Origin of the sequence: Agathobaculum sp. (assembly GCF_034098985.1) — a bacterium.
Taxonomy (GTDB): Bacteria; Bacillota; Clostridia; order Oscillospirales; family Butyricicoccaceae; genus Agathobaculum.
This window is the reverse complement of sequence record NZ_JAXEOA010000011.1, coordinates 80,139-98,819: the sequence shown is the minus strand read 5'-3', so window position 1 is coordinate 98,819 and position 18,681 is coordinate 80,139. Positions and strand designations below refer to the sequence as shown.

Annotated in this window: 19 protein-coding genes; 4 read left to right on the top strand and 15 right to left on the bottom strand. The window is 54.2% G+C overall.

Annotated elements, in window-relative coordinates; translation table 11 throughout:
• Positions 1–27: 27 nt before the first annotated feature.
• The 13 genes from SO058_RS02620 to SO058_RS02560 all read right to left on the bottom strand — a co-directional run bounded on the left by SO058_RS02620 (position 28) and on the right by SO058_RS02560 (position 15,071).
• Positions 28–1,317, bottom strand: coding sequence for an L-cysteine desulfidase family protein (locus SO058_RS02620; protein ID WP_320841439.1), 1,290 nt, complete (start codon positions 1,315–1,317; stop codon positions 28–30).
• Positions 1,318–1,320: 3 nt separating this feature from the next.
• Positions 1,321–2,028, bottom strand: a complete 708-nt coding sequence (locus SO058_RS02615) for an ABC transporter ATP-binding protein (protein ID WP_320841438.1) — start codon at positions 2,026–2,028, stop codon at positions 1,321–1,323.
• Between the two features lie 2 nt (positions 2,029–2,030).
• On the bottom strand, positions 2,031–2,798 hold the full coding sequence (locus tag SO058_RS02610) for an ABC transporter ATP-binding protein (RefSeq protein WP_320841437.1): 768 nt from the start codon (positions 2,796–2,798) through the stop codon (positions 2,031–2,033).
• Positions 2,795–3,808 carry a branched-chain amino acid ABC transporter permease gene (locus tag SO058_RS02605; protein WP_320841436.1) on the bottom strand — a complete coding sequence of 338 codons (1,014 nt, stop codon included), beginning with the start codon at positions 3,806–3,808 and terminating at the stop codon, positions 2,795–2,797. Before SO058_RS02605 ends, SO058_RS02610 begins: the two co-directional genes overlap by 4 nt.
• Before the next feature lie 14 nt (positions 3,809–3,822).
• On the bottom strand, positions 3,823–4,701 hold the full coding sequence (locus SO058_RS02600) for a branched-chain amino acid ABC transporter permease (protein WP_320841435.1): 879 nt from the start codon (positions 4,699–4,701) through the stop codon (positions 3,823–3,825).
• Between the two features lie 54 nt (positions 4,702–4,755).
• Positions 4,756–5,946 carry an ABC transporter substrate-binding protein gene (locus SO058_RS02595; RefSeq protein WP_320841434.1) on the bottom strand — a complete coding sequence of 397 codons (1,191 nt, stop codon included), beginning with the start codon at positions 5,944–5,946 and terminating at the stop codon, positions 4,756–4,758.
• Between the two features lie 44 nt (positions 5,947–5,990).
• Complete coding sequence (locus tag SO058_RS02590) at positions 5,991–6,623, bottom strand: helix-turn-helix transcriptional regulator (protein WP_320841433.1); 633 nt, start codon at positions 6,621–6,623, stop codon at positions 5,991–5,993.
• Positions 6,624–6,984: 361 nt separating this feature from the next.
• The gene (locus SO058_RS02585; protein WP_320841432.1) at positions 6,985–7,986 is read right to left on the bottom strand and encodes a LacI family DNA-binding transcriptional regulator; all 1,002 of its coding nucleotides are present in this window, start codon (positions 7,984–7,986) and stop codon (positions 6,985–6,987) included.
• A gap of 649 nt (positions 7,987–8,635) precedes the next feature.
• Positions 8,636–11,473, bottom strand: a complete 2,838-nt coding sequence (uvrA, locus tag SO058_RS02580; RefSeq protein WP_320841431.1) for an excinuclease ABC subunit UvrA — start codon at positions 11,471–11,473, stop codon at positions 8,636–8,638.
• A 33-nt stretch (positions 11,474–11,506) separates the two neighbouring features.
• Positions 11,507–11,803, bottom strand: a complete 297-nt coding sequence (locus SO058_RS02575; RefSeq protein ID WP_320841430.1) for a DUF1330 domain-containing protein — start codon at positions 11,801–11,803, stop codon at positions 11,507–11,509.
• On the bottom strand, positions 11,800–13,749 hold the full coding sequence (uvrB, locus tag SO058_RS02570) for an excinuclease ABC subunit UvrB (RefSeq protein ID WP_320841429.1): 1,950 nt from the start codon (positions 13,747–13,749) through the stop codon (positions 11,800–11,802). The genes SO058_RS02575 and uvrB overlap by 4 nt, the downstream gene beginning before the upstream one ends.
• Before the next feature lie 3 nt (positions 13,750–13,752).
• Positions 13,753–14,448 carry a JAB domain-containing protein gene (locus SO058_RS02565; RefSeq protein WP_320841428.1) on the bottom strand — a complete coding sequence of 232 codons (696 nt, stop codon included), beginning with the start codon at positions 14,446–14,448 and terminating at the stop codon, positions 13,753–13,755.
• A gap of 23 nt (positions 14,449–14,471) precedes the next feature.
• Complete coding sequence (locus tag SO058_RS02560) at positions 14,472–15,071, bottom strand: GNAT family N-acetyltransferase (RefSeq protein WP_320841427.1); 600 nt, start codon at positions 15,069–15,071, stop codon at positions 14,472–14,474.
• Between the two features lie 163 nt (positions 15,072–15,234).
• On the opposite strand from SO058_RS02560, the gene SO058_RS02555 reads away from it, so the two are divergent.
• The 3 genes from SO058_RS02555 to SO058_RS02545 are packed head-to-tail and all read left to right on the top strand — an operon-like array spanning position 15,235 to position 16,842.
• On the top strand, positions 15,235–15,783 hold the full coding sequence (locus SO058_RS02555; protein ID WP_320841426.1) for a DUF4364 family protein: 549 nt from the start codon (positions 15,235–15,237) through the stop codon (positions 15,781–15,783).
• On the top strand, positions 15,780–16,157 hold the full coding sequence (locus SO058_RS02550; protein WP_320841425.1) for a CidA/LrgA family protein: 378 nt from the start codon (positions 15,780–15,782) through the stop codon (positions 16,155–16,157). The genes SO058_RS02555 and SO058_RS02550 overlap by 4 nt, the downstream gene beginning before the upstream one ends.
• Complete coding sequence (locus SO058_RS02545; RefSeq protein WP_320841424.1) at positions 16,150–16,842, top strand: LrgB family protein; 693 nt, start codon at positions 16,150–16,152, stop codon at positions 16,840–16,842. The genes SO058_RS02550 and SO058_RS02545 overlap by 8 nt, the downstream gene beginning before the upstream one ends.
• A 296-nt stretch (positions 16,843–17,138) precedes the next feature.
• On the opposite strand, the gene SO058_RS02540 is transcribed toward SO058_RS02545, so the two are convergent.
• Both SO058_RS02540 and SO058_RS02535 read right to left on the bottom strand, forming a co-directional pair.
• The gene (locus tag SO058_RS02540; protein WP_320841423.1) at positions 17,139–17,687 is read right to left on the bottom strand and encodes an NADH peroxidase; all 549 of its coding nucleotides are present in this window, start codon (positions 17,685–17,687) and stop codon (positions 17,139–17,141) included.
• 32 nt (positions 17,688–17,719) lie between these two features.
• Positions 17,720–18,127, bottom strand: coding sequence for an RrF2 family transcriptional regulator (locus SO058_RS02535; RefSeq protein WP_320841422.1), 408 nt, complete (start codon positions 18,125–18,127; stop codon positions 17,720–17,722).
• Between the two features lie 329 nt (positions 18,128–18,456).
• Here SO058_RS02535 and rd point away from each other — a divergent pair, with 329 nt between their 5' ends.
• Complete coding sequence (gene rd, locus SO058_RS02530; protein WP_320841421.1) at positions 18,457–18,615, top strand: rubredoxin; 159 nt, start codon at positions 18,457–18,459, stop codon at positions 18,613–18,615.
• The last annotated feature ends 66 nt before the right edge of the window (positions 18,616–18,681 follow it).

The following is an 18,681-nucleotide window of genomic DNA, read 5'->3' as shown; positions in this document are numbered from 1 at the left end:
TTCAACGGGCGCCCGCCGCCTTCGTTCTTATTCCTTGCTGATGATTATATCCAAAAGCGTTTTATCAAGTTCCGGTACGCCTTCCGACAAAATGCGGCAGTAATTTGCCACGGTTTCATCCGCCGTATTGCCGACAATGCCGTCGGTTCCCTTGATATAATGCGTGTTCATCGCTAGAATCGCCGCCTGCACCGCCGCGTTGGCGCAGGTGGATACCTTCAGCGCGCAGCTTGCCTTCGCGCCGTCGCAAAACATTCCCGCCACGTTTCCCAGCATGTTTTTGACCGCGCTGACCGTTTCCGGCAATTTTCCGCCCATCAAATAGACGATTCCGCAGGCGGCTCCTGTCGCCGCGACAATCGCGCCGCATACCGAGGAAAGCTTTCCCAGCTTATGCTTAATGAAAATAGCCGTCAAATTGCTGATCGCGCAGGCGCGGACGGTCTGCTCTTCCGTGGCGTTCAGCTTCTCCGCCGCGGCGGCGACGGGCATGGTCGCCGTGATTCCTTGATTGCCGGAACCCGAGTTGGAATAGGCCGGCAGCGAGCTTCCCGCCATTCTGGCGTCCGACCCTGCGGACGCCAGCATCATCGCATAGGTCGCCAAATCGTTCGACAGCATCAGCTTGTCCACCGATTCGGAAAGCGTTTTCCCAACCTGCAAGCCATACTCCCGCGCAAGGCCATCCTTTGCAATTGCCGTATTCGTTTTGATGGCGTTTTGCACAATGGACAAATCTTTCATGGGAACCGTATTGGAAAAATCCAAAATTGTCTTTAAATTCAGCGCCTGATAGAGCTCGTCCGTCTGCTCCGTCCGCTCCCCCTCGTTTAACGTATGCTCAAGTTTTCCGTCTACTTCAAGCAGCGTGGTGTTTACATGCGCATACTGCGTGATCGTCCTGACCTTGTGCAGCTCCGTCTCGATCTCGACTTCAATGTAGAGCGCGCACTTCACGTCAGCCATTTCCACCTCGACCAGCCCCTCCTCCACCAGAGAAACAGCCGTTTGAAGCTGTTCCTCCGTCAAGCCGTCGAGGATTTCCAGCTTGCGATCCACATCGGGCTTTGCAACGCCAAGCGCGCAGGCCAGTTTCATGCCGTTTCTGCCGTGCGTTCCGGGAATCGTGACCGAAGCCACGTTTTTAATAATATTGACGCTGGCGCGGCAGCGCACCTTTTTCACCTTGTCGGGCGCATGCTTCCGCGCGACAGCCGCCGTATAGCAAACGGCTATCGGTTCCGTGCAGCCAACCGCGGGAACCATTTCTTTTTCCATGATTTTGAGGAAACGCTCTTGATTCGTCAATGTTTCCACCGTTTAACCTCCCAAATACGCGGCGCGAACCTTTTCGCTTGTCAGCAAAGCATCCGCCCGATCGCTGAGCACGATTTTACCGGTTTCCAGTACGTACCCGCGGCTCGATATGCGCAGCGCCATTTTTGCGTTCTGTTCGACAAGTAAAATGGTGGTTCCCAATTTATTGATCCGCACGATCAGGTTGAAAATCTCCTGAATGATGATCGGCGCCAGACCGAGCGATGGCTCGTCCAGCATCAGCAGCTTGGGCTTGCCCATCAGCGCGCGGCCAACCGCAAGCATTTGCTGCTCCCCGCCCGACAGCGTGCCCGCCGCCTGATGCATGCGCTCCTTAATGCGCGGAAACAGCTCGTATACCACCTCCAGCGTTTCGTCCCGCTCGCGGGAGGTGCGTAAAAACGCGCCCAAATCCAAATTTTCCTTAACGGTGAGCTCAGGAAACACCTGTCTGCCCTCCGGAGACAGGCAAATTCCACGCTGGACAATATGCGGCGCGTCCAGCTTTGTGATATCTTCGTCCTCGAAAATGATTTTACCGGCGGACGGCTTGAGTATACCCGCAGCCGTGTACATCGTCGTCGTTTTACCCGCGCCGTTAGAGCCGATCAGCGTGACGATTTCACCCTGATTGACTTCCAAGCTGATTCCTTTCAGTGCGTGGATCGCGCCATAATGGACGTGCAGGTTTTCAATTTTGAGAAACGCCATGCTCAAGCCTCCTTTCCAAGATATGCTTCGATGACGCGCGCGTCGTTCTTGATTTGCTCGGGTTCGCCCTGCGCGATCAGCTCTCCGTGGTCGAGCACGTAAATATTTTCGCAAACGCTCATCACCAATTTCATATCGTGCTCGATCAGCAGGATCGTGTATCCCATGTCCCGAATTTGGCAGATGAACGAAAGAAGCTCCGCCGTCTCCTGCTCGTTCATACCGGCCGCCGGTTCGTCGAGCAGCAGCAATACCGGATCGCTGGCCAGTGCGCGGGCAATTTCCAAACGCCGCTGGTGTCCGTACGGCAGGCTGGTCGCCAAATCAAAGCGGTATTCATACAGACCGACCAGCCGCAGCAGCTCATCCGCCCGCGCCTCGCACTCCCTCGTCTCTTTTCTGTGGCGCGGGGTTCGAAAAATGCAGTCAAGCAGCGTTGATTTCGTTCTGGAATGCATGCCCGCGATGACGTTTTCCTGTGCGGTCATATTCTTAAACAGACGGATGTTTTGAAAGGTGCGCGCAATCCCATGCTCCACAATTTGATGGGCCGGAAGTCCCGTTATCATCCGCCCCTTAAACGCAACGCTTCCTTCCGTCGGCGTGTTGACGCCCGTGATCACGTTGAAAAAAGTCGTTTTCCCGGCGCCGTTGGGGCCGATCAAGCCGACGATCTGGTTTTTCTCGATCTTCATGCTAACCCGGTTGACTGCGGTCAGACCGCCGAAGCGCTGCACCACATCCTGTGTTTGCAATATCGTCTCGCTCATGCGGCATCCCCGTCCTTCCCAAGTTTTGCGGCGCCCAGCCGTCCGACCGAGGCCTGCTGCCGTATATGCTTAAAGTTTATCTTTCCCAGCAGACCTTCAGGCCGTACCAGCATCATAAATACCAGCACCACGCCGTAAATCAGCATGCGGTATTCCATCAGATCGCGCAACAGCTCGGGCACCAGCGTCAGCACGACCGCGCCAATGATGCTGCCGGGCAGCGAGCCGATGCCGCCGAAGATTATCATAATCAAAATCAGCGTCGATTGATCGGACGCAAAGCTGGTCGGGTCGATAAAGGTAACGTACTGTGCAAAGAACGCGCCCGCCAAACCGGCGAACGCAGCCGAAATGACAAAGGCCAAAATTTTATATCGAAATACATTAACCCCCATAAATTTCGCCGCGTTATCGTCCCCGCGGACGGTGCCCAGCGCATAGCCGATTCTGGAGTTGAGGATATTGCGGATAACCACCAACGTCAGCACCACCAAAAGCAGGCAAATAAAGTAATAGGCGGACGGCGAGGATAATTTCAGTCCAAACAGCGCCGGCTTCGGAATGCCGTTGATACCCAACGGCCCATTTGTCAATTCCATCCAGTTGATTTCCACCAAACGGACAATTTCCGAAAAACCGAGCGTGACAATGGCCAAATAGTAACCCCCCAGCTTCAAGGTAGGCAGACCCAGCAGAAAACCGAACAGCCCTGCGGTCACCATGGCCGCCAGCATGCACAGAATAAAATTCACGCCGAAATTTTTGGAAAGGATCGCAGCGGTGTACGCGCCAATCCCGTAGAATGCGATATGTCCCAGCGAAATTTGACCCGCGAAGCCGGTGAGCAGATTGAGGCTCAGGGACAGAATCACGAAGATACCCGACAAAATAGCCAAGCGGATTGCATATGGGTTTTTAACCGCCAGCGGAAACACGATTGCGGCGGCCAAAAGCACCAGCTGAATCAGCTTTTGCTTTTTCGCCATGAGCGCATAAATGGTATTCATCATATTCTCTCCCCTCCTTAAATCTTATCGGCAACTTTTTTGCCAAGGATGCCCTGCGGGCGAAGCACGAGCACCAAAATCAGAATTGCAAACGCAATCGCGTCCCGGTATCCCGAGCTGATGTAGCTCGCACCAACCGCTTCGACCACGCCGATCAGCAGCCCGCCCAGCATAGCGCCCGGCAGCACGCCGACGCCGCCCAGCACCACGCAGGCGAAGGTTTTCATGCTGATGACCGAGCCCATCAGCGGGTCGATCGCCTCGTAATACATGCCGTACATCGTGCCGGCGACCGAGGCCAGCAGCGAGCCCACAAAAAACGTGAACGCCACGACATAATTTACATTGATGCCCATTAGCTTCGCGGCGTCCGCATTCTGCGAGGTGGCGCGCATGGCGCGTCCCATTTTGGTGCGGTAAACGACAATGCTCATCGCTCCCATCAGCACCAGCGCCAAAAGCAGAATAATGATCTGCACCCAACTGACGACGGTGCCGCCGATCGTAAATTTACCCAGCTGCAGCACATTCGGAAACGCCTTAGTCTCCGAGCCGAACGCGATCATCACGCCATTGTCCAAAATTGTGGCGACGCCCAGCGTGGAAATCAGCGCGGTAATGCGATCCGCTTTCTTTTCGCGCAGACGGCGCAGCGCGCAGCGGTCAATCGCCACGCCAAGCACGCCGGTCAGCAGCAGGCTGAGCGCCGCCGCCAAAAAGAAGTGTCCGCCGAGCGCGATACTGAGCTGTAGGGTCAAGTATGCGCCCACCATAAACACGGAGCCATGTGAGAAATTGACCAGCTTTAAAACGCCGAATACCATTGTATAGCCAATCGCAACCAACGCATACATGCTGCCTATGGTCAAACCGTTGACGACCTGTTGAAAAAACATATTTTCCCTCCCTTACGGATTCACCGCGCATGACATTGGTATGCGCAGACCTGCTTATGAAGCAGGAACGACCTCGTCGATCACATATTTCCCGTCCTGAATGGTGTAGACCATCAGGTCGCGCTTTACTTCCTTTGTCTCCGGATCAATCGTGATGTTGCCGGAAACGCCCTCATACCGGCCAAGCTGGCGGAACTGCTCGGCCAGCGCATCCGTATCGTAGCCAACCTCCGCGATCATGTTGGTGAGCAGCGTAATGCAGTCATAGGCGTTTGCCGGGAAACCGTCCGGAATTACACCGTACTTGTCCTGATACTCGGAAACAAAGGCAGCTTTATTGGAGTCCTTGTTTTCGCGGTCGTCCTCGGAATAGATCGGCAGCGTTGAAAGCATCAGCAGCCCCTCCGCCGCGTCGCCGACAACGTCGATAAACTCATCCTTGATCAGCATGCCGGGGCCGATCAGATCGCATTTCAAATCCAGCTTCTGCGCCTGCTTGAAAATATTCGCACCGTCCGAGTAATCCGCAATGACAAAAAGCGAGCCGGGGTTGCTCTGCTTCACCTTGGTGATGAGCGGCGTAAAATCCTTGGTCTGGCCGGGAATGAATTCCTCATATGCTACGACCTTGCCGCCGTTCGCCTCGTACTGTTCCTTGAGCACGCTCGCATGGGACACGCCGTAATCGCTGTTTAAGTAAATGATGGCCATATCCTTGCCGCCGGTTTTCTGATAGGCATAATTCGCGTCCGCCGCCGCTTCAAATTTCATGGTCATAGCGATGGTAAAGGCCTTATCCCCCATGGTTACGAAATCCGGATGGGAGGCAGTCGGCCCCAAATGCAGGATACCGGCCTGTTCAAACACCGGCGCCGCCGCCATGGAACACGACGAGGAAAACGAACCGATCGCCACCTTGATATCCGGATCGGACGTAATTTTATTTGCAATGTTAACTGCTTCCTTGGGATCTCCCTTATCGTCAAACGGCACAATTTCAATCTTCCGGCCGTCAATACCGCCCTGTGCGTTGATGTCCTCCACCTTCATATCAATCGCATTTTGGAATGATACGCCGTACTGCATCATATTGCCTGTCAGCGGCGCGAAAAAGCCGATTTTTATATTGCCCTCCGCCGAACCGCCGGCGCCGCTTTCTCCCGCACCGCCGCCGCAACCGGATACCAGCGCCGTCATCAGGACTAAAACCGTCAATAACGCACCAATTCTTGTCTTTCTTTTCATTTTTTCATCCTCCTAGAAATTATTATGATGATCCGTTTTTCGGACTATCTCACTTTATTCAAATAGCGGTACACGGTTGGCTCCGACACGCCGAGCGCGTTGCTGATTTCCCCAGTAGCACCGCGTAACTGAAAGGCGCCGCGCTCGGATAATTCCTTCACCACCGCCATTTTTTCCTGCACGGACATACGCTCGCGCGGCACCCGCAGCTGGCCCGCCACTTGCTCGACCATCGCTTGTACGATTTCCTTCGTGTCTCCCAAAAGCTGCTCCACCGGTTCGTTTCTGCCGCTGCTCTGCTTCGGCAAAAACTGATTCAGCAGCTCAACGGCATTTTGAAACGGCATGCTGTCGATATTCACACATAAGGTTCCGACAATTTCGCCTTTGTCATCCTTAATGAAGTAACTGGACGATAAAAAGGTCTTATTGTAGGTTTTTGCGATGTAGCGGCTTTCAAAATCACGATTTTTGTAGCTTTCCGTATGCACGGTTTGCAGGATAAAATCCGTTGCCGCGCCGCCGACGGAACGGCCGCTTAAATAGCCGTTTTCAATCGCCAAAATTGAACTGTCTTTATTTTGCAGATCGTGCAGTACGATCTCGCAATGCTCTCCCAGAATATGTGCCAGAAACTTGACCATCGGAATATATTCGAGCACCTTTTTATGAGGCATGCCTTCACCCCTTTATATAATTCCGTTTTTTATTTTATGATTATTACTCTTTAATTGTATACAGTCTACCACACCAGTCTTATAAGTCAATAATTTTTATCGCAATAAAAAATTTTTTATTATTTGACCAAATATGAAGCGAAAATTTGTATGTTTTCGTCAGCTATCTCCGTCCTTTTTAAAGTTACGCGCGTATTTTATCAATTTTAATCCGTATTTATTTTCTATATTTTTCCTTTTCCTGTGCCGGGCCTGTTTTTACCGGACCGCAATCGCTATCCCTTGTTTCACAAATTGGCGCAAAAAAGCGGCTCAGCCCCTCCGGACTGAACCGCTTTCTTCTTGCCGCGCACAATTCCGCTTACCCCGCATTGGCGGACGCCACCGTCTGCCTTCTCACATAGCCGGACGGCATGCAGACTTTTTCACACGAGCCTCCGTTCAGCTGGCAATTCAGCATGCGTACGGCTCTTCTGCCCATCTCTGCCTTGGGCACATGGATAGTGGACAGCTTTGGTTCCGTATATTGTGAAAAAGCGATATCGTCGCATCCCACCACGGAGATATCCTGTGGGATGCGAAGCCCCGCTTCCCGAATGGCACGGCATGCTCCAATCGCCGCCAAATCGTTCACCGCAAATACCGCCGTCAGTTCTATGCCGCGCGCAAGCAATTCGCGCGTCGCGGCATATCCGGTTTCCAAATCCGCATGATACGGCGGGCAGCCATCAACAACCAGAGACGGATTTATCGGCAGGCCGCATGATTGCAGCGCGCGGCAATAGCATTTGTATTTGTCATGCTGTGTTTCGTGTATGGAGTAGCAGCTGATAAAACCAATGCTTCTATGCCCAAGCCCCGCCAAATCCGCAATCATCTCGTCGATTGCCGCTTGATAATCAATCTTCAGCACCGCTCCTAAATCGCTCGTCCCTGAAACCACACAGATGCCGCTTTGCATCGCCCGCTCAATATCCGCTCGCATTTCATCAATATAGGTGGCCACAAAAATGCCGTCTACGTTTCGTGCAATTAAATCAAAAACCTGCCCGTTTCCGATCCCAAAACGCGTGATATCGACGATAGAAACAATGTACCCGTGGGAAGCCGCCTCCTTTTGCATCGCTTCCGTCACCTCGGCATAGCGGGGATTGCAAATATCATTTACGATAATCGCTAAATGCCGGCTCTGTTTTGTCGCAAGGCAGCGCGCAGCCTGATTGGGATGATATTCGAGCGCTTCGATTGCATCATGCACGCGTTTTTGCAGCGGTGCGCTCACATATTTCTTCCCGCTTAAGACGTTTGATACGGTCGCCACTGAAACATGCGCCAGTTTTGCAACATCCTGTCTCGTATACATCTGCTCTCCCCCCAATTCCCGCTCAAGGCTTTTTGATTATATCTTTTATATTGTATACAATATATGATTTTATGCCAATAGTCAATGCCTGTTTTGCGAAACGTCTTTCTTGTCATGCCGTGCGGATGCCAGACAATCGCCGCTTTAGAGTGACCTTTTATCTTCTTTTTCTTATAATGACGATAAATCCCTATATGCAAAAAGCTCTGGCTGCTTAAATAGCAGCCAGAGCTTTTTCTGGAGTTATTAATGAATCTAGAATTTATCTGTTAGTGTCCCTTAGCGACGTTCTAAGCGATTCTAAGGCTATCTTGATAGTACCATACGCAGCTTCTATAGGCCTTTATCGCCATTACTGATTCAAGATGCATGTGTGTTTATAGTGCAATTTATCGTACTATTTTTGACCAACATTTTGACCACAATTACAACAACATTCAGTGTACTCAGTGGAAAATACGGATTTTAAAAGTTGTTAAACTGCTTTAATTTTAACACAAAAGACGTTATAAACACTATAAATGTTTATGGATGGCTCGTGTCTTTCAACTGCCACTATTATTCCAAAACAGAGGCAATACCTCAACAACTTTTATGAACTATGCAAAAAACGGGCATTTCCGGCGGAAATACCCGTTTTCTGTCTATTTTATTCTGTCTGTTTGCCACGTTCCAGATAAGGCTTCAGATACTGCCCGGTGTAAGAACCCTCATGCGCCGCGACTTCCTCCGGCGTGCCCGCGATCACCAGCCGGCCGCCAGCGTCGCCGCCCTCCGGGCCGAGATCGAGGATATAGTCCGCCGTCTTGATAACATCCAAATTGTGCTCAATGACGACCACGGTGTTCCCCGCCTCCACCAGCTGCTGCAAGACATTTACCAGCTTATGCACATCCGCAACGTGCAGACCCGTAGTCGGCTCGTCTAGGATATAGATGGTTTTACCTGTCGGCCGCTTGGACAGTTCGGTCGCCAGCTTGGCGCGCTGTGCCTCGCCGCCGGACAGTGTCGTCGACGACTGGCCGAGCTTAACGTAACCGAGGCCGACTTCGCGCATCGTTTCCATCCGCCGCGAAATCTTGGGAACATTTTCAAAGAACTCACACGCCTCGTCGACCGTCATATCGAGCACTTCGTAAATGTTTTTGCCCTTATAGCGAACCTCCAAAGTCTCCTTGTTATAGCGCCTGCCCTTGCACACGTCACAGGGCACATAAATATCCGGCAGAAAATGCATTTCGATCTTGAGCAAGCCGTCCCCCATGCAGGCCTCGCAGCGTCCGCCCTTGACATTGAACGAAAAGCGTCCCGGCCCGTAGCCGCGCGTTTTGGCGTCTGCCGTCTGCGCGAAAAGGTCGCGGATATCATTGAACACGCCGGTATAGGTCGCCGGGTTGGAGCGTGGTGTACGCCCGATCGGGGACTGGTTGATATTGATGACCTTATCCAGATACGACAGGCCGGTCATTTTCTCATACGCGCCCGCGCGGGTCTTGGCGCCGTTCAGCTCGGCCGCGAGCTTTTTGTACAAAATCTCGTTAACAAATGAGGATTTGCCCGAGCCGGATACGCCGGTCACGCAGGTCAGCGTGCCGAGCGGAATAGTGAAATCCGTATGCTTCAGATTATTGACCGCGCAGCCCTTGACTGTCAGCTTCTTGCCGTTACCCTTACGGCGCACGGCGGGAACCGGAATAAATTTGCGTCCGGAAAGGTATTGCCCGGTGATAGACCGCTCATCTTTCACGATCTCTTCCACCGTGCCTTCAAACACGACCTCGCCGCCGTTTCGCCCCGCGCCGGGGCCGATGTCGATGATATGGTCGGCCGCGTACATGGTATCCTCGTCATGCTCAACGACAATCAGCGTATTGCCCAAATCGCGAAGGCGTCCCAGCGTCGCGAGCAGCTTGTCGTTGTCGCGCTGGTGCAGACCGATAGAAGGTTCGTCCAAGATATACAAAACGCCCATCAGCGAAGACCCAATCTGCGTAGCCAGCCGGATGCGCTGGCTTTCGCCGCCTGACAGTGTGCCGGAAGCGCGCGACAGCGTCAGGTATTCCAGGCCGACGGACTGCAAGAAACCCAGACGATCCATGATTTCCTTGATGACCCGGTCGCCGATTTTATGCTGCATCTCGGTCAGCTCAAGCGTATGCAGAAACTCCATCGCCTTGACCACCGATTTTTCAGCAAATTCCGCGATATTTAGCCCGCCAATGGTAACGGCGAGCACCTCGGGCTTGAGTCGGCGGCCGCCGCAGTCCGGACAAGGGATCTCGCTCATGCAGTCCTCGATCTCCTGCCGCGAATAATCGCTCGAGGTCTCCTTATATCGCCGCTCCAGATTGTTGACTAAACCCTCGAACGGCTGTTTCATCACGCCGCCCGATACCCGGCTGACCGACAGCTCGAGCACGTCCTTCCCCGTTCCGTACAGCAGTTCGCGCACCGCATCTTCGCTCATCTCTTCGACTGGCGTGTCCAGCGTAAAACCATGACGCTTTGCAAGCGCGGTGTAATACATATATGCGATCGTGCCCGGTTCACAGCCCGCCCAGCCCGAGGCACGAACCGCGCCGCCCTTGAGCGACAGCTTGCGGTTCGGCAGGATACGATCCGGGTCGACGCGCATCTTCATGCCGAGGCCGGTGCAGGTCGGACATGCGCCGTAGGGATTATTAAAGGAAAAGCTGCGCGGCGTCAGTTCTTCGATCGAGATGCCGCAGTCCTCGCACGCATAGTTCTGAGAAAACAAAATGGGTTCGCCGCCGATAACGTCTGCGATCACCAGTCCGCCAGACAGCGCGGCCGCGGTCTCCACTGAATCGTTCAGGCGCGCACGCACATCAGGCTTTATCGAAATGCGGTCTACCACGATCTCGATATTGTGTTTATGCGTTTTAGCCAGCTTGATCTCCTCAGAAAGGTCGCGCGTCTCCCCGTCCACGCGAACGCGGACGTAGCCCGCCTTGCGCGCGTCCTCAAGCACCTTGGAATGCTCGCCCTTTTTGCCGCGGATCACCGGCGCGAGCACTTGTACGCGCGTCTTTTCAGGCAGCGTCATCAAACGGTCAATAATCTGGTCGATCGTCTGCTGGTGGATCTCCTTGCCGCACTTCGGGCAATGCGGCGTGCCGATGCGCGCCCACAACAGGCGCATATAATCGTAGATTTCCGTAACCGTTCCGACGGTCGATCGCGGGTTTTTCGAGGTCGTCTTCTGGTCAATCGAAATGGCCGGGGACAGCCCGTCGATATAATCGACGTCGGGCTTTTCCATCTGCCCCAGAAACATCCGCGCGTAGCTGGAAAGCGATTCGACATACCGCCTCTGCCCCTCGGCGTAGATCGTGTCGAACGCCAGCGACGATTTGCCCGAACCGGACAAGCCGGTCAGCACGGTCAGCTTATCGCGCGGGATCTTGATATCGATATTTTTCAGGTTGTGCTCGCGCGCACCTTTGACGTGTATAAATTCGTGCATGTTGATATCCTTATCTTTCCTTTGCTTGATTTTCTATTCGCCTTCCACAATGACCGCGCTGGCCTCAACCGACTGGATGCGCAGCCCGGCCACCGCCCGGTATTCCTCCGAAGCAAAGCAACGATCCAGTGAGGCTCTGTCAGGGAATTCGATCACGATCAGGCGGTCCGGCCTCCATGCGCCCGGGCTGTATTCCATGTTTTCCGTGCGCACCAGATAAACGCCGCCGTGGGACTCGACAATCGGCCGCACAAGCTGGATATATTCCTCGTACAGCGGCCGTTTATCCTGCTCGGAAATTTGAACCGACACAATAAAATAGGCCTTCATCCGCCTGCCTCCAGCGCCTTGATGCGGTCGCGTAGCTCGGCGGCGATCTCAAATTCGAGCATTTTGGCCGCCTCGCGCATCTGCTTGGACAGGCGCGCGATCTCTTCCTGTTTCTCCGCCTTATTTCTGCGCTTGTTGCTGCTCGGCACCGAAGAGATCTCCAGCACCTCGCTCACCTTTTTGTGCACCGAGCGCGGCGTGATGCCATGCGCCTGATTAAATGCGTCCTGCAGCGTGCGGCGGCGGGCGGTCTCGTCCATCGCGCGGCGCATTGAGGGCGTGACTTTATCGGCATACAAGATGACCAAACCCTTTTCATTTCGCGCGGCGCGGCCAATGGTCTGTACGAGCGACGTTTCGCTGCGCAAAAAGCCCTCCTTGTCCGCGTCCAAGATCGCGACGAGCGAAACCTCAGGCAGATCGAGCCCCTCGCGCAGCAGGTTGATGCCGACCAGCACGTCAAACACGCCGAGGCGCAGATCGCGCACCAGCTCCATACGCTCGATGGTCTTAACATCGTGATGCATATAGCGCACCTTGATGCCCACATTTTCCAGATAAGAGGTCAGGTCTTCCGCCATTTTTTTGGTCAGCGTGGTTACCAGCACGCGCTCACCTCTGCCCGCGCGCGTGTTGATCTCACCGATCAGGTCATCGATCTGACCGTCGACCGGGCGGATGACGACCTCGGGATCGAGCAGCCCGGTCGGCCGAATGACTTGCTCGACCACTTGTCCGGACCGCGACAGCTCATATTCTCCGGGCGTGGCCGACACATAGACGATCTGGTTAAGCCGTCCGTTGAACTCATCGAAATTCAGTGGGCGGTTGTCATAGGCGGACGGCAGGCGGAAGCCGTTTTCCACAAGGCTCTCCTTTCGCGCGCGGTCGCCATGGTACATGGCGCGCACCTGCGGCAGCGTGACGTGGCTCTCGTCCACGATCAGCAGGAAATCCTTAGGGAAATAGTCGATCAGCGTATAGGGAGCGCTTCCCGCTTCGCGGCCGGACAGCACGCGTGAATAGTTTTCAATGCCGCTGCAAAAGCCGATCTCCTGCAGCATCTCCAGATCATACCGCGTGCGCTGGCCGATGCGCTGTGCCTCGACCAGCTTGCCCTGCGATTCAAAATATTTGACACGCTCGTCCAGCTCCCGCTCGAGATCCTTGATTGCCACTTGCAGCTTGTCCTTGGGGGTGACATAATGGCTGGCCGGGAAGATCGCAGTGTGCCCCAGCTCTGCCAGCGCAGCGCCGGTCAGCGGGTTGATGCGGCTGATACGGTCGATCTCGTCCCCGAAAAACTCGATGCGCACAACGTCCTCGTCCGAGTAAACCGGCCAAATCTCAACCGTGTCCCCGCGCACGCGGAAACGGTTGCGCTCGAACGCGATATCGTTCCGCTCGTACTGGATGTCGATCAAGCGGCGCAGCAGATGATCCCGGCTCATTTCCATGCCCGGACGCAGCGAAATGACCATGCTTTTATAGTCGATCGGGTCGCCCAGCGAATAAATGCACGACACCGAGGACACGATGATGACATCCCGCCGCTCGGACAATGCCGAAGTCGCGGAGTGGCGCAGGCGGTCGATCTCGTCGTTGATGGACGAGTCCTTCTCTATATAAGTGTCCGTCGAGGCAATGTAGGCCTCGGGCTGGTAATAGTCATAATAGGAGACAAAATACTCGACTGCGTTATTCGGAAAAAACTCCCGCAACTCGGTACAGAGCTGGGCGGCAAGCGTTTTATTATGCGCGAGCACCAGCGTCGGCCGCTGGGTCTGCTCGATGATGTTGGCCATGGTAAAAGTCTTGCCCGAACCAGTCACGCCCAGCAGCGTCTGCTCGGTCAGCCCGTTTTCGATGCCCTGCACTAGTTTTTTTACCGCTTCAGGCTGATCTCCCGCCATTTTATATTCACTGACAATCTGAAATTCCGGCATCCGTTAGTAGTTCCTCCTTCCGCAACACAGCTTCCCGATTGGGTTAAACCGGTCTCCCGCGACGATCACATGCTCGACCAGCTGGATATCCGCCAGCCGAAGCCCATCAGCTACCCGCTTGGTCAATTCGATATCCTCGGCGGACGGCGAAACGTCGCCGCCCGGATGGTTATGCGCAAGCGCGACGCCCGCCGCCTTGAGCAGGCACGCGGATTCCAAAATGCCGCGCATGTTGAGCGAGACCCGGTTGACATTGCCCACGCCCACAGTTGTGCAGCGAAGCACACGTCCCGCATTGTCAAGATAAGCCGCGAGCAGGCGTTCTTCGGCCGCGCCCGTGAACTGCGGCACAAAATAGGCGCCGATTAGTTCAGGCGTGGTCAGCCGAATGCTGTTCTGCTGCACGCGCGCCCGGTCTTTTTCAACGCGCGCCGCAAGCTCCCTAAGCAGGCAGACCAGCGCCGCGGTGCGGCCGCCCACGCCTTCCACCTGCAAAAGCGCCTCGTAGGACGCATCAAACACGCCGGATAGCGAGCCGAACGTGTTTTTCAGCCGGTGCGCGGTCTCGTTGGTATCCTTGCGGGGGATTGAATAAAACAGCAGCAGCTCCAGCGCTTGGTAATCCTCAAACGCATCCAGCCCATACTCCTCGAATTTCTTGAACACACGTTCCCGATGGTTGTCATGCAGTCCTGCCATCTGCGGCCTCCTCTCCGTTCCAGTCAGCCGCGGATGTGTTGCCCAGCCTGCCGCAGCACCCGCGATACCACAGGGCTTTCCCGCAGCGCGGGGAACGGCACGGTCGGCTGCGGCTCGCCCTCGTGCGGACGCAGGCTTTTGGCCATCCAGAGCACATCGCGCCACTTGCCGAATTTATACATACTGTCCTGATAGGCGCCCGAGATGACAAAGCCCATTGCCTTGTGAAATTTCATCGAGGTTTCATTCGGCGAGGTGATGCCGACAAAGATATTATAGTATCCCTGCATCGCAAGCAATTCAAACAGCGCGTTATACAGCGCGCCCGCGATGCCGCGGCGGTGGAAATCCCGCGCGACATAGATCGACGTTTCGCACGACCACTGGTAGGCTGCGCGCCTCCGGTGCGGCGAGGCGTAGCCGTAGCCGACCACCTCGTCCCCATAGGTGCACACCAGCCACGGCAGCTTTTCGCCGTAGGTGCGCATCCGTCCGACAAACTCCGAAAGCGACGGCGGCTCGTATTCCGACGACACAGTGGTATCCGTCACATAAGGCGCATACAGCGCGAGCATCGCGGGCGCGTCGGCCTCTTCCGCGGTGCGCAGCGTGAAATCGGGCATAAAATACTCCTCTTTTAGATAAAATACGACTTCTTCATTATACTGCACCGGTATCATTTCTTCAAGGGCATTTGCAACAAAAATCGCACAAATGTTCGTCTTGTATTTTATGCTGAATTAAGATATACTGACTAGTGCAAAATGATGAAAAGGAGGCGTTAATATGGTGCGCTACGGCTTTATCCGTTCCAAAGAGGATATCAAGTTCCTGGTGCTGTTCGCAATGGATCTGCTTCCCTTCCCGGTCGATTTTTCGGCCATCGTCGATCTCATCACCTGGTGCGACGAGGGCTTCGGCTATTTCGAGCTGAGCGAGGCGTTTTACGAGATGGTGCCGACCGGGCACATCGAGGAGCACCAGGACGGCGAAGAACCCACTTACAGCATCACCGAAAAGGGCCGCGAGACCGTGCGCGTGTTTGAAAAGCAGATCCCGTTCCCGGTGCGCGAGGCCGCGCAGCGCTCAGCGATCCGCGTCGTCCGGCAGATCCGGCGGGATGCCGCGATCCACACCAGCGTCGAGCAGCGCGCCGAAAACGACCTGACCGTACGTATGGACATGGATCAGGTGTTCGCCATTGAAATGAACGTCGTCAGCCGCGCGCAGGCCTCCATGCTCGAACGCACCTTCAAATCGGGTGCCGAGCAGATCTATCAAACACTGCTTTCTGCGCTGACCGCGGATTATACAAAGGAAGAAGAATCACATTGAACTACCTAAAGCAACTCGGCGTTTTGCTCGCCTGCTGTATTGCGGGCGAGGCGCTGTCTATCCTGCTACAGCGCCGCCTGCCCGGCAATGTGCTGGGGATGGCGCTGCTTCTGCTCTGTCTGGTATGCGGCGTAATCCGCCTATCGCACGTCGAGCGCACGGCCGACTTCCTGCTGCAAAACATGGCGTTCTTATTTCTGCCCGCTTGTCTGGGCGTGCTTGAGATTTTTGCGGATATCCAAAGCGAAATCGCGGCGATCATTGCTGTTTGCGTGCTTACCACGCTGTGCACCGCCGCCGCGACCGCGCTGACCGTGCATGTGATTTTCAAACGCCAGCGCCGCGGCGGTAAGGAGGCGTCCAATCATGACTGAACTGCTCTCCATGCCCGCTCTCTGGCTGGGCGTTTCCATCGCGGCTTACGCCTTCGGCCAGTGGTGTCAGCAGAAAACCAATTCCCCGCTCCTAAATCCCCTGCTTATCGCTTCATTGATCGTAGGCGTGTTGCTGGTTGCAAGCGGGACCTCTTTCGAGACCTACGACCGGGCTGGTTCGCTTCTCTCGTTCTTCCTGACACCCGCTACCGTCGCGCTCGCCGTGCCGATCTACCGCAAGTTGGATGTGTTGAAAGCCAATTGGATCCCCATATTGGCCGGTGCGTTTGTCGGATCAGCGGTATCGATCGCCAGCGTCATCGGTTTTTCCCGCCTGTTTGGGCTTTCTGATATTACCATGCGTTCGCTTGTCCCCAAATCGGTGACCACGCCGATCGGGGTTGCGCTTAGTGAAATGTTGGGAGGCCTCGCGCCGGTCACCGCTATCGCCATCGTATTCACCGGCATCGTCGGCGCGATCCTGTTGCCGCCGTTCCTCAAGCTGATCGGAGTGCGCGACCCAGTGCAGATGGGTCTTTCCATCGGCACAGCGGCGCACGCGGTCGGCACCTCACGCGCAATTGAGCTGGGCGAGACCGAAGGCGCGATGAGCGGCCTTGCTATCGGGGTTTCAGGCCTGCTGACCGCGCTGCTTGTGTCAATAGGGTCGGTCATATTCTCATAAAACAAAAAACGCTCTCATATGGGAGCGTTTTTTTTGCTGTACCGCGTCTTTGTTCTGCTTCGCGCCAATCGTCTGATGATCAGACTAATCACGCCGCCGATGACGTACAAAATGCCGGTTGCTTTGAGTTTGGTTTTTGGGGTACTTCGTTTTCCATTTTGAGTTCCCTCTTTTTCTTCTCCCATCGCTTTTCATGGCTTATCTCTGCGAATAAAGTATAATCTACTCAAGGGAATCTGTCACCAAAACCAAAACCGGGAAGCTGTATCCAGCTTCCCGGCTGCAACCGATGGTCCTTACTTGTTGCCGAAATAACGAGCCAGCAGGCCCTCGAAGGCCTTGCCATGGCGGGCCTCATCGCGTGCCATCTCATGGACGGTATCGTGAATGGCGTCCAGATTAAGCGCCTTAGCGCGCTTAGCCAGATCAAACTTGCCCGCGGTCGCGCCGTTTTCCGCGTCAACGCGCATTTCGAGATTCTTTTTGGTGGAGTCGGTCACCACCTCGCCCAGCAGTTCGGCGAACTTGGCGGCGTGCTCGGCTTCCTCATAAGCGGCCTTCTCCCAGTATAGGCCGATTTCCGGATAGCCCTCGCGGTGCGCCACGCGGCTCATCGCCAGATACATGCCGACCTCGGAGCACTCGCCCTCAAAGTTCATGCGAAGATCCTTAATAATATCTTCAGGAGCGCCCTGCGCAACGCCAACTACGTGCTCGGCAGCCCAAGTCTTCTCGCCGGACTGCTCGGTGAACTTCGCGGCAGGCGCATGGCAGATGGGGCACTCAGCCGGGGCAGCTTCGCCCTCGTGGACATAACCGCAAACAGAACAAACAAACTTTTTCATGATTTTTTCCTCCTGATGTAAAATAGAATTTATTATGTTTTGGGAAGAAAGCGCTCCATGGTGATGGAGAACAGTTCATCCCGCAGGGACTTGTTGATTTCTCCAAAAACGCGGTGGAAGTCACATTCATTCCGATCGCCTACGCGGGTACATTGAAACTCATTGGATAAGCAATGGTTAATTGCAATCGGCCCGTCAATGCATTCAATGAGCTCGCCTAAGCTGATTTCGGAAGGAGCCCGGTTGAGCTCATAGCCTCCTGCCACGCCTTTATAGGATTTTGTAATGCCCGACTGGGTCAGCTTGCGCAGAATCTTAAGCGCAAAGCGAAGCGTCACGCCGGTCATCTCTGAAATATCCTTGGCACATTGCTTACCACCGGCAAGGCCGAGGCAATAGGCCACACGAATCGCATAATCCGCTTCATGTGTGATTCTCACGTTGTTCCTTCCTTTCTCTAATTGGAACATGTTTAGTATAGTATTAAACATGTTTAATGTCAAGTAGTTTTGAAAAAATAAATAATTATTTTTAATTAATATCGATTTCTATTAAAGCCCATTCATATTTACACCAAATAGACAAACAACCTTATTTCAGTGTATTTTTTACTCAATATCGAAAGTATAACACAATATCACACAAAAGTCTATTTTTTTCGCAGAAAACCGCATGATTGCGACACATACTTTTATCAATTGTAACATTGTTTCCAAGGATGCAATTTTCTTTTATGTTTATACTAAATATATCAGTGGAGGTGAATACGTTGAAAAAATATGTTTGTATCATATGCGGTTATATTTATGATGAGGAAGCAGGCGATCCGGATAATGGTGTGGCCCCTGGCACCAAATGGGAAAACGTTCCGGATGAATGGGTCTGCCCGCTTTGCTTTGTCGGAAAGGATCAGTTTGAGGAGGCTTAACGCGAAGGCAGCGCCGGATCCTGGCGGATCCGGCGCTGCCTTCCAAATGAGCCATCGGCCTGCTGT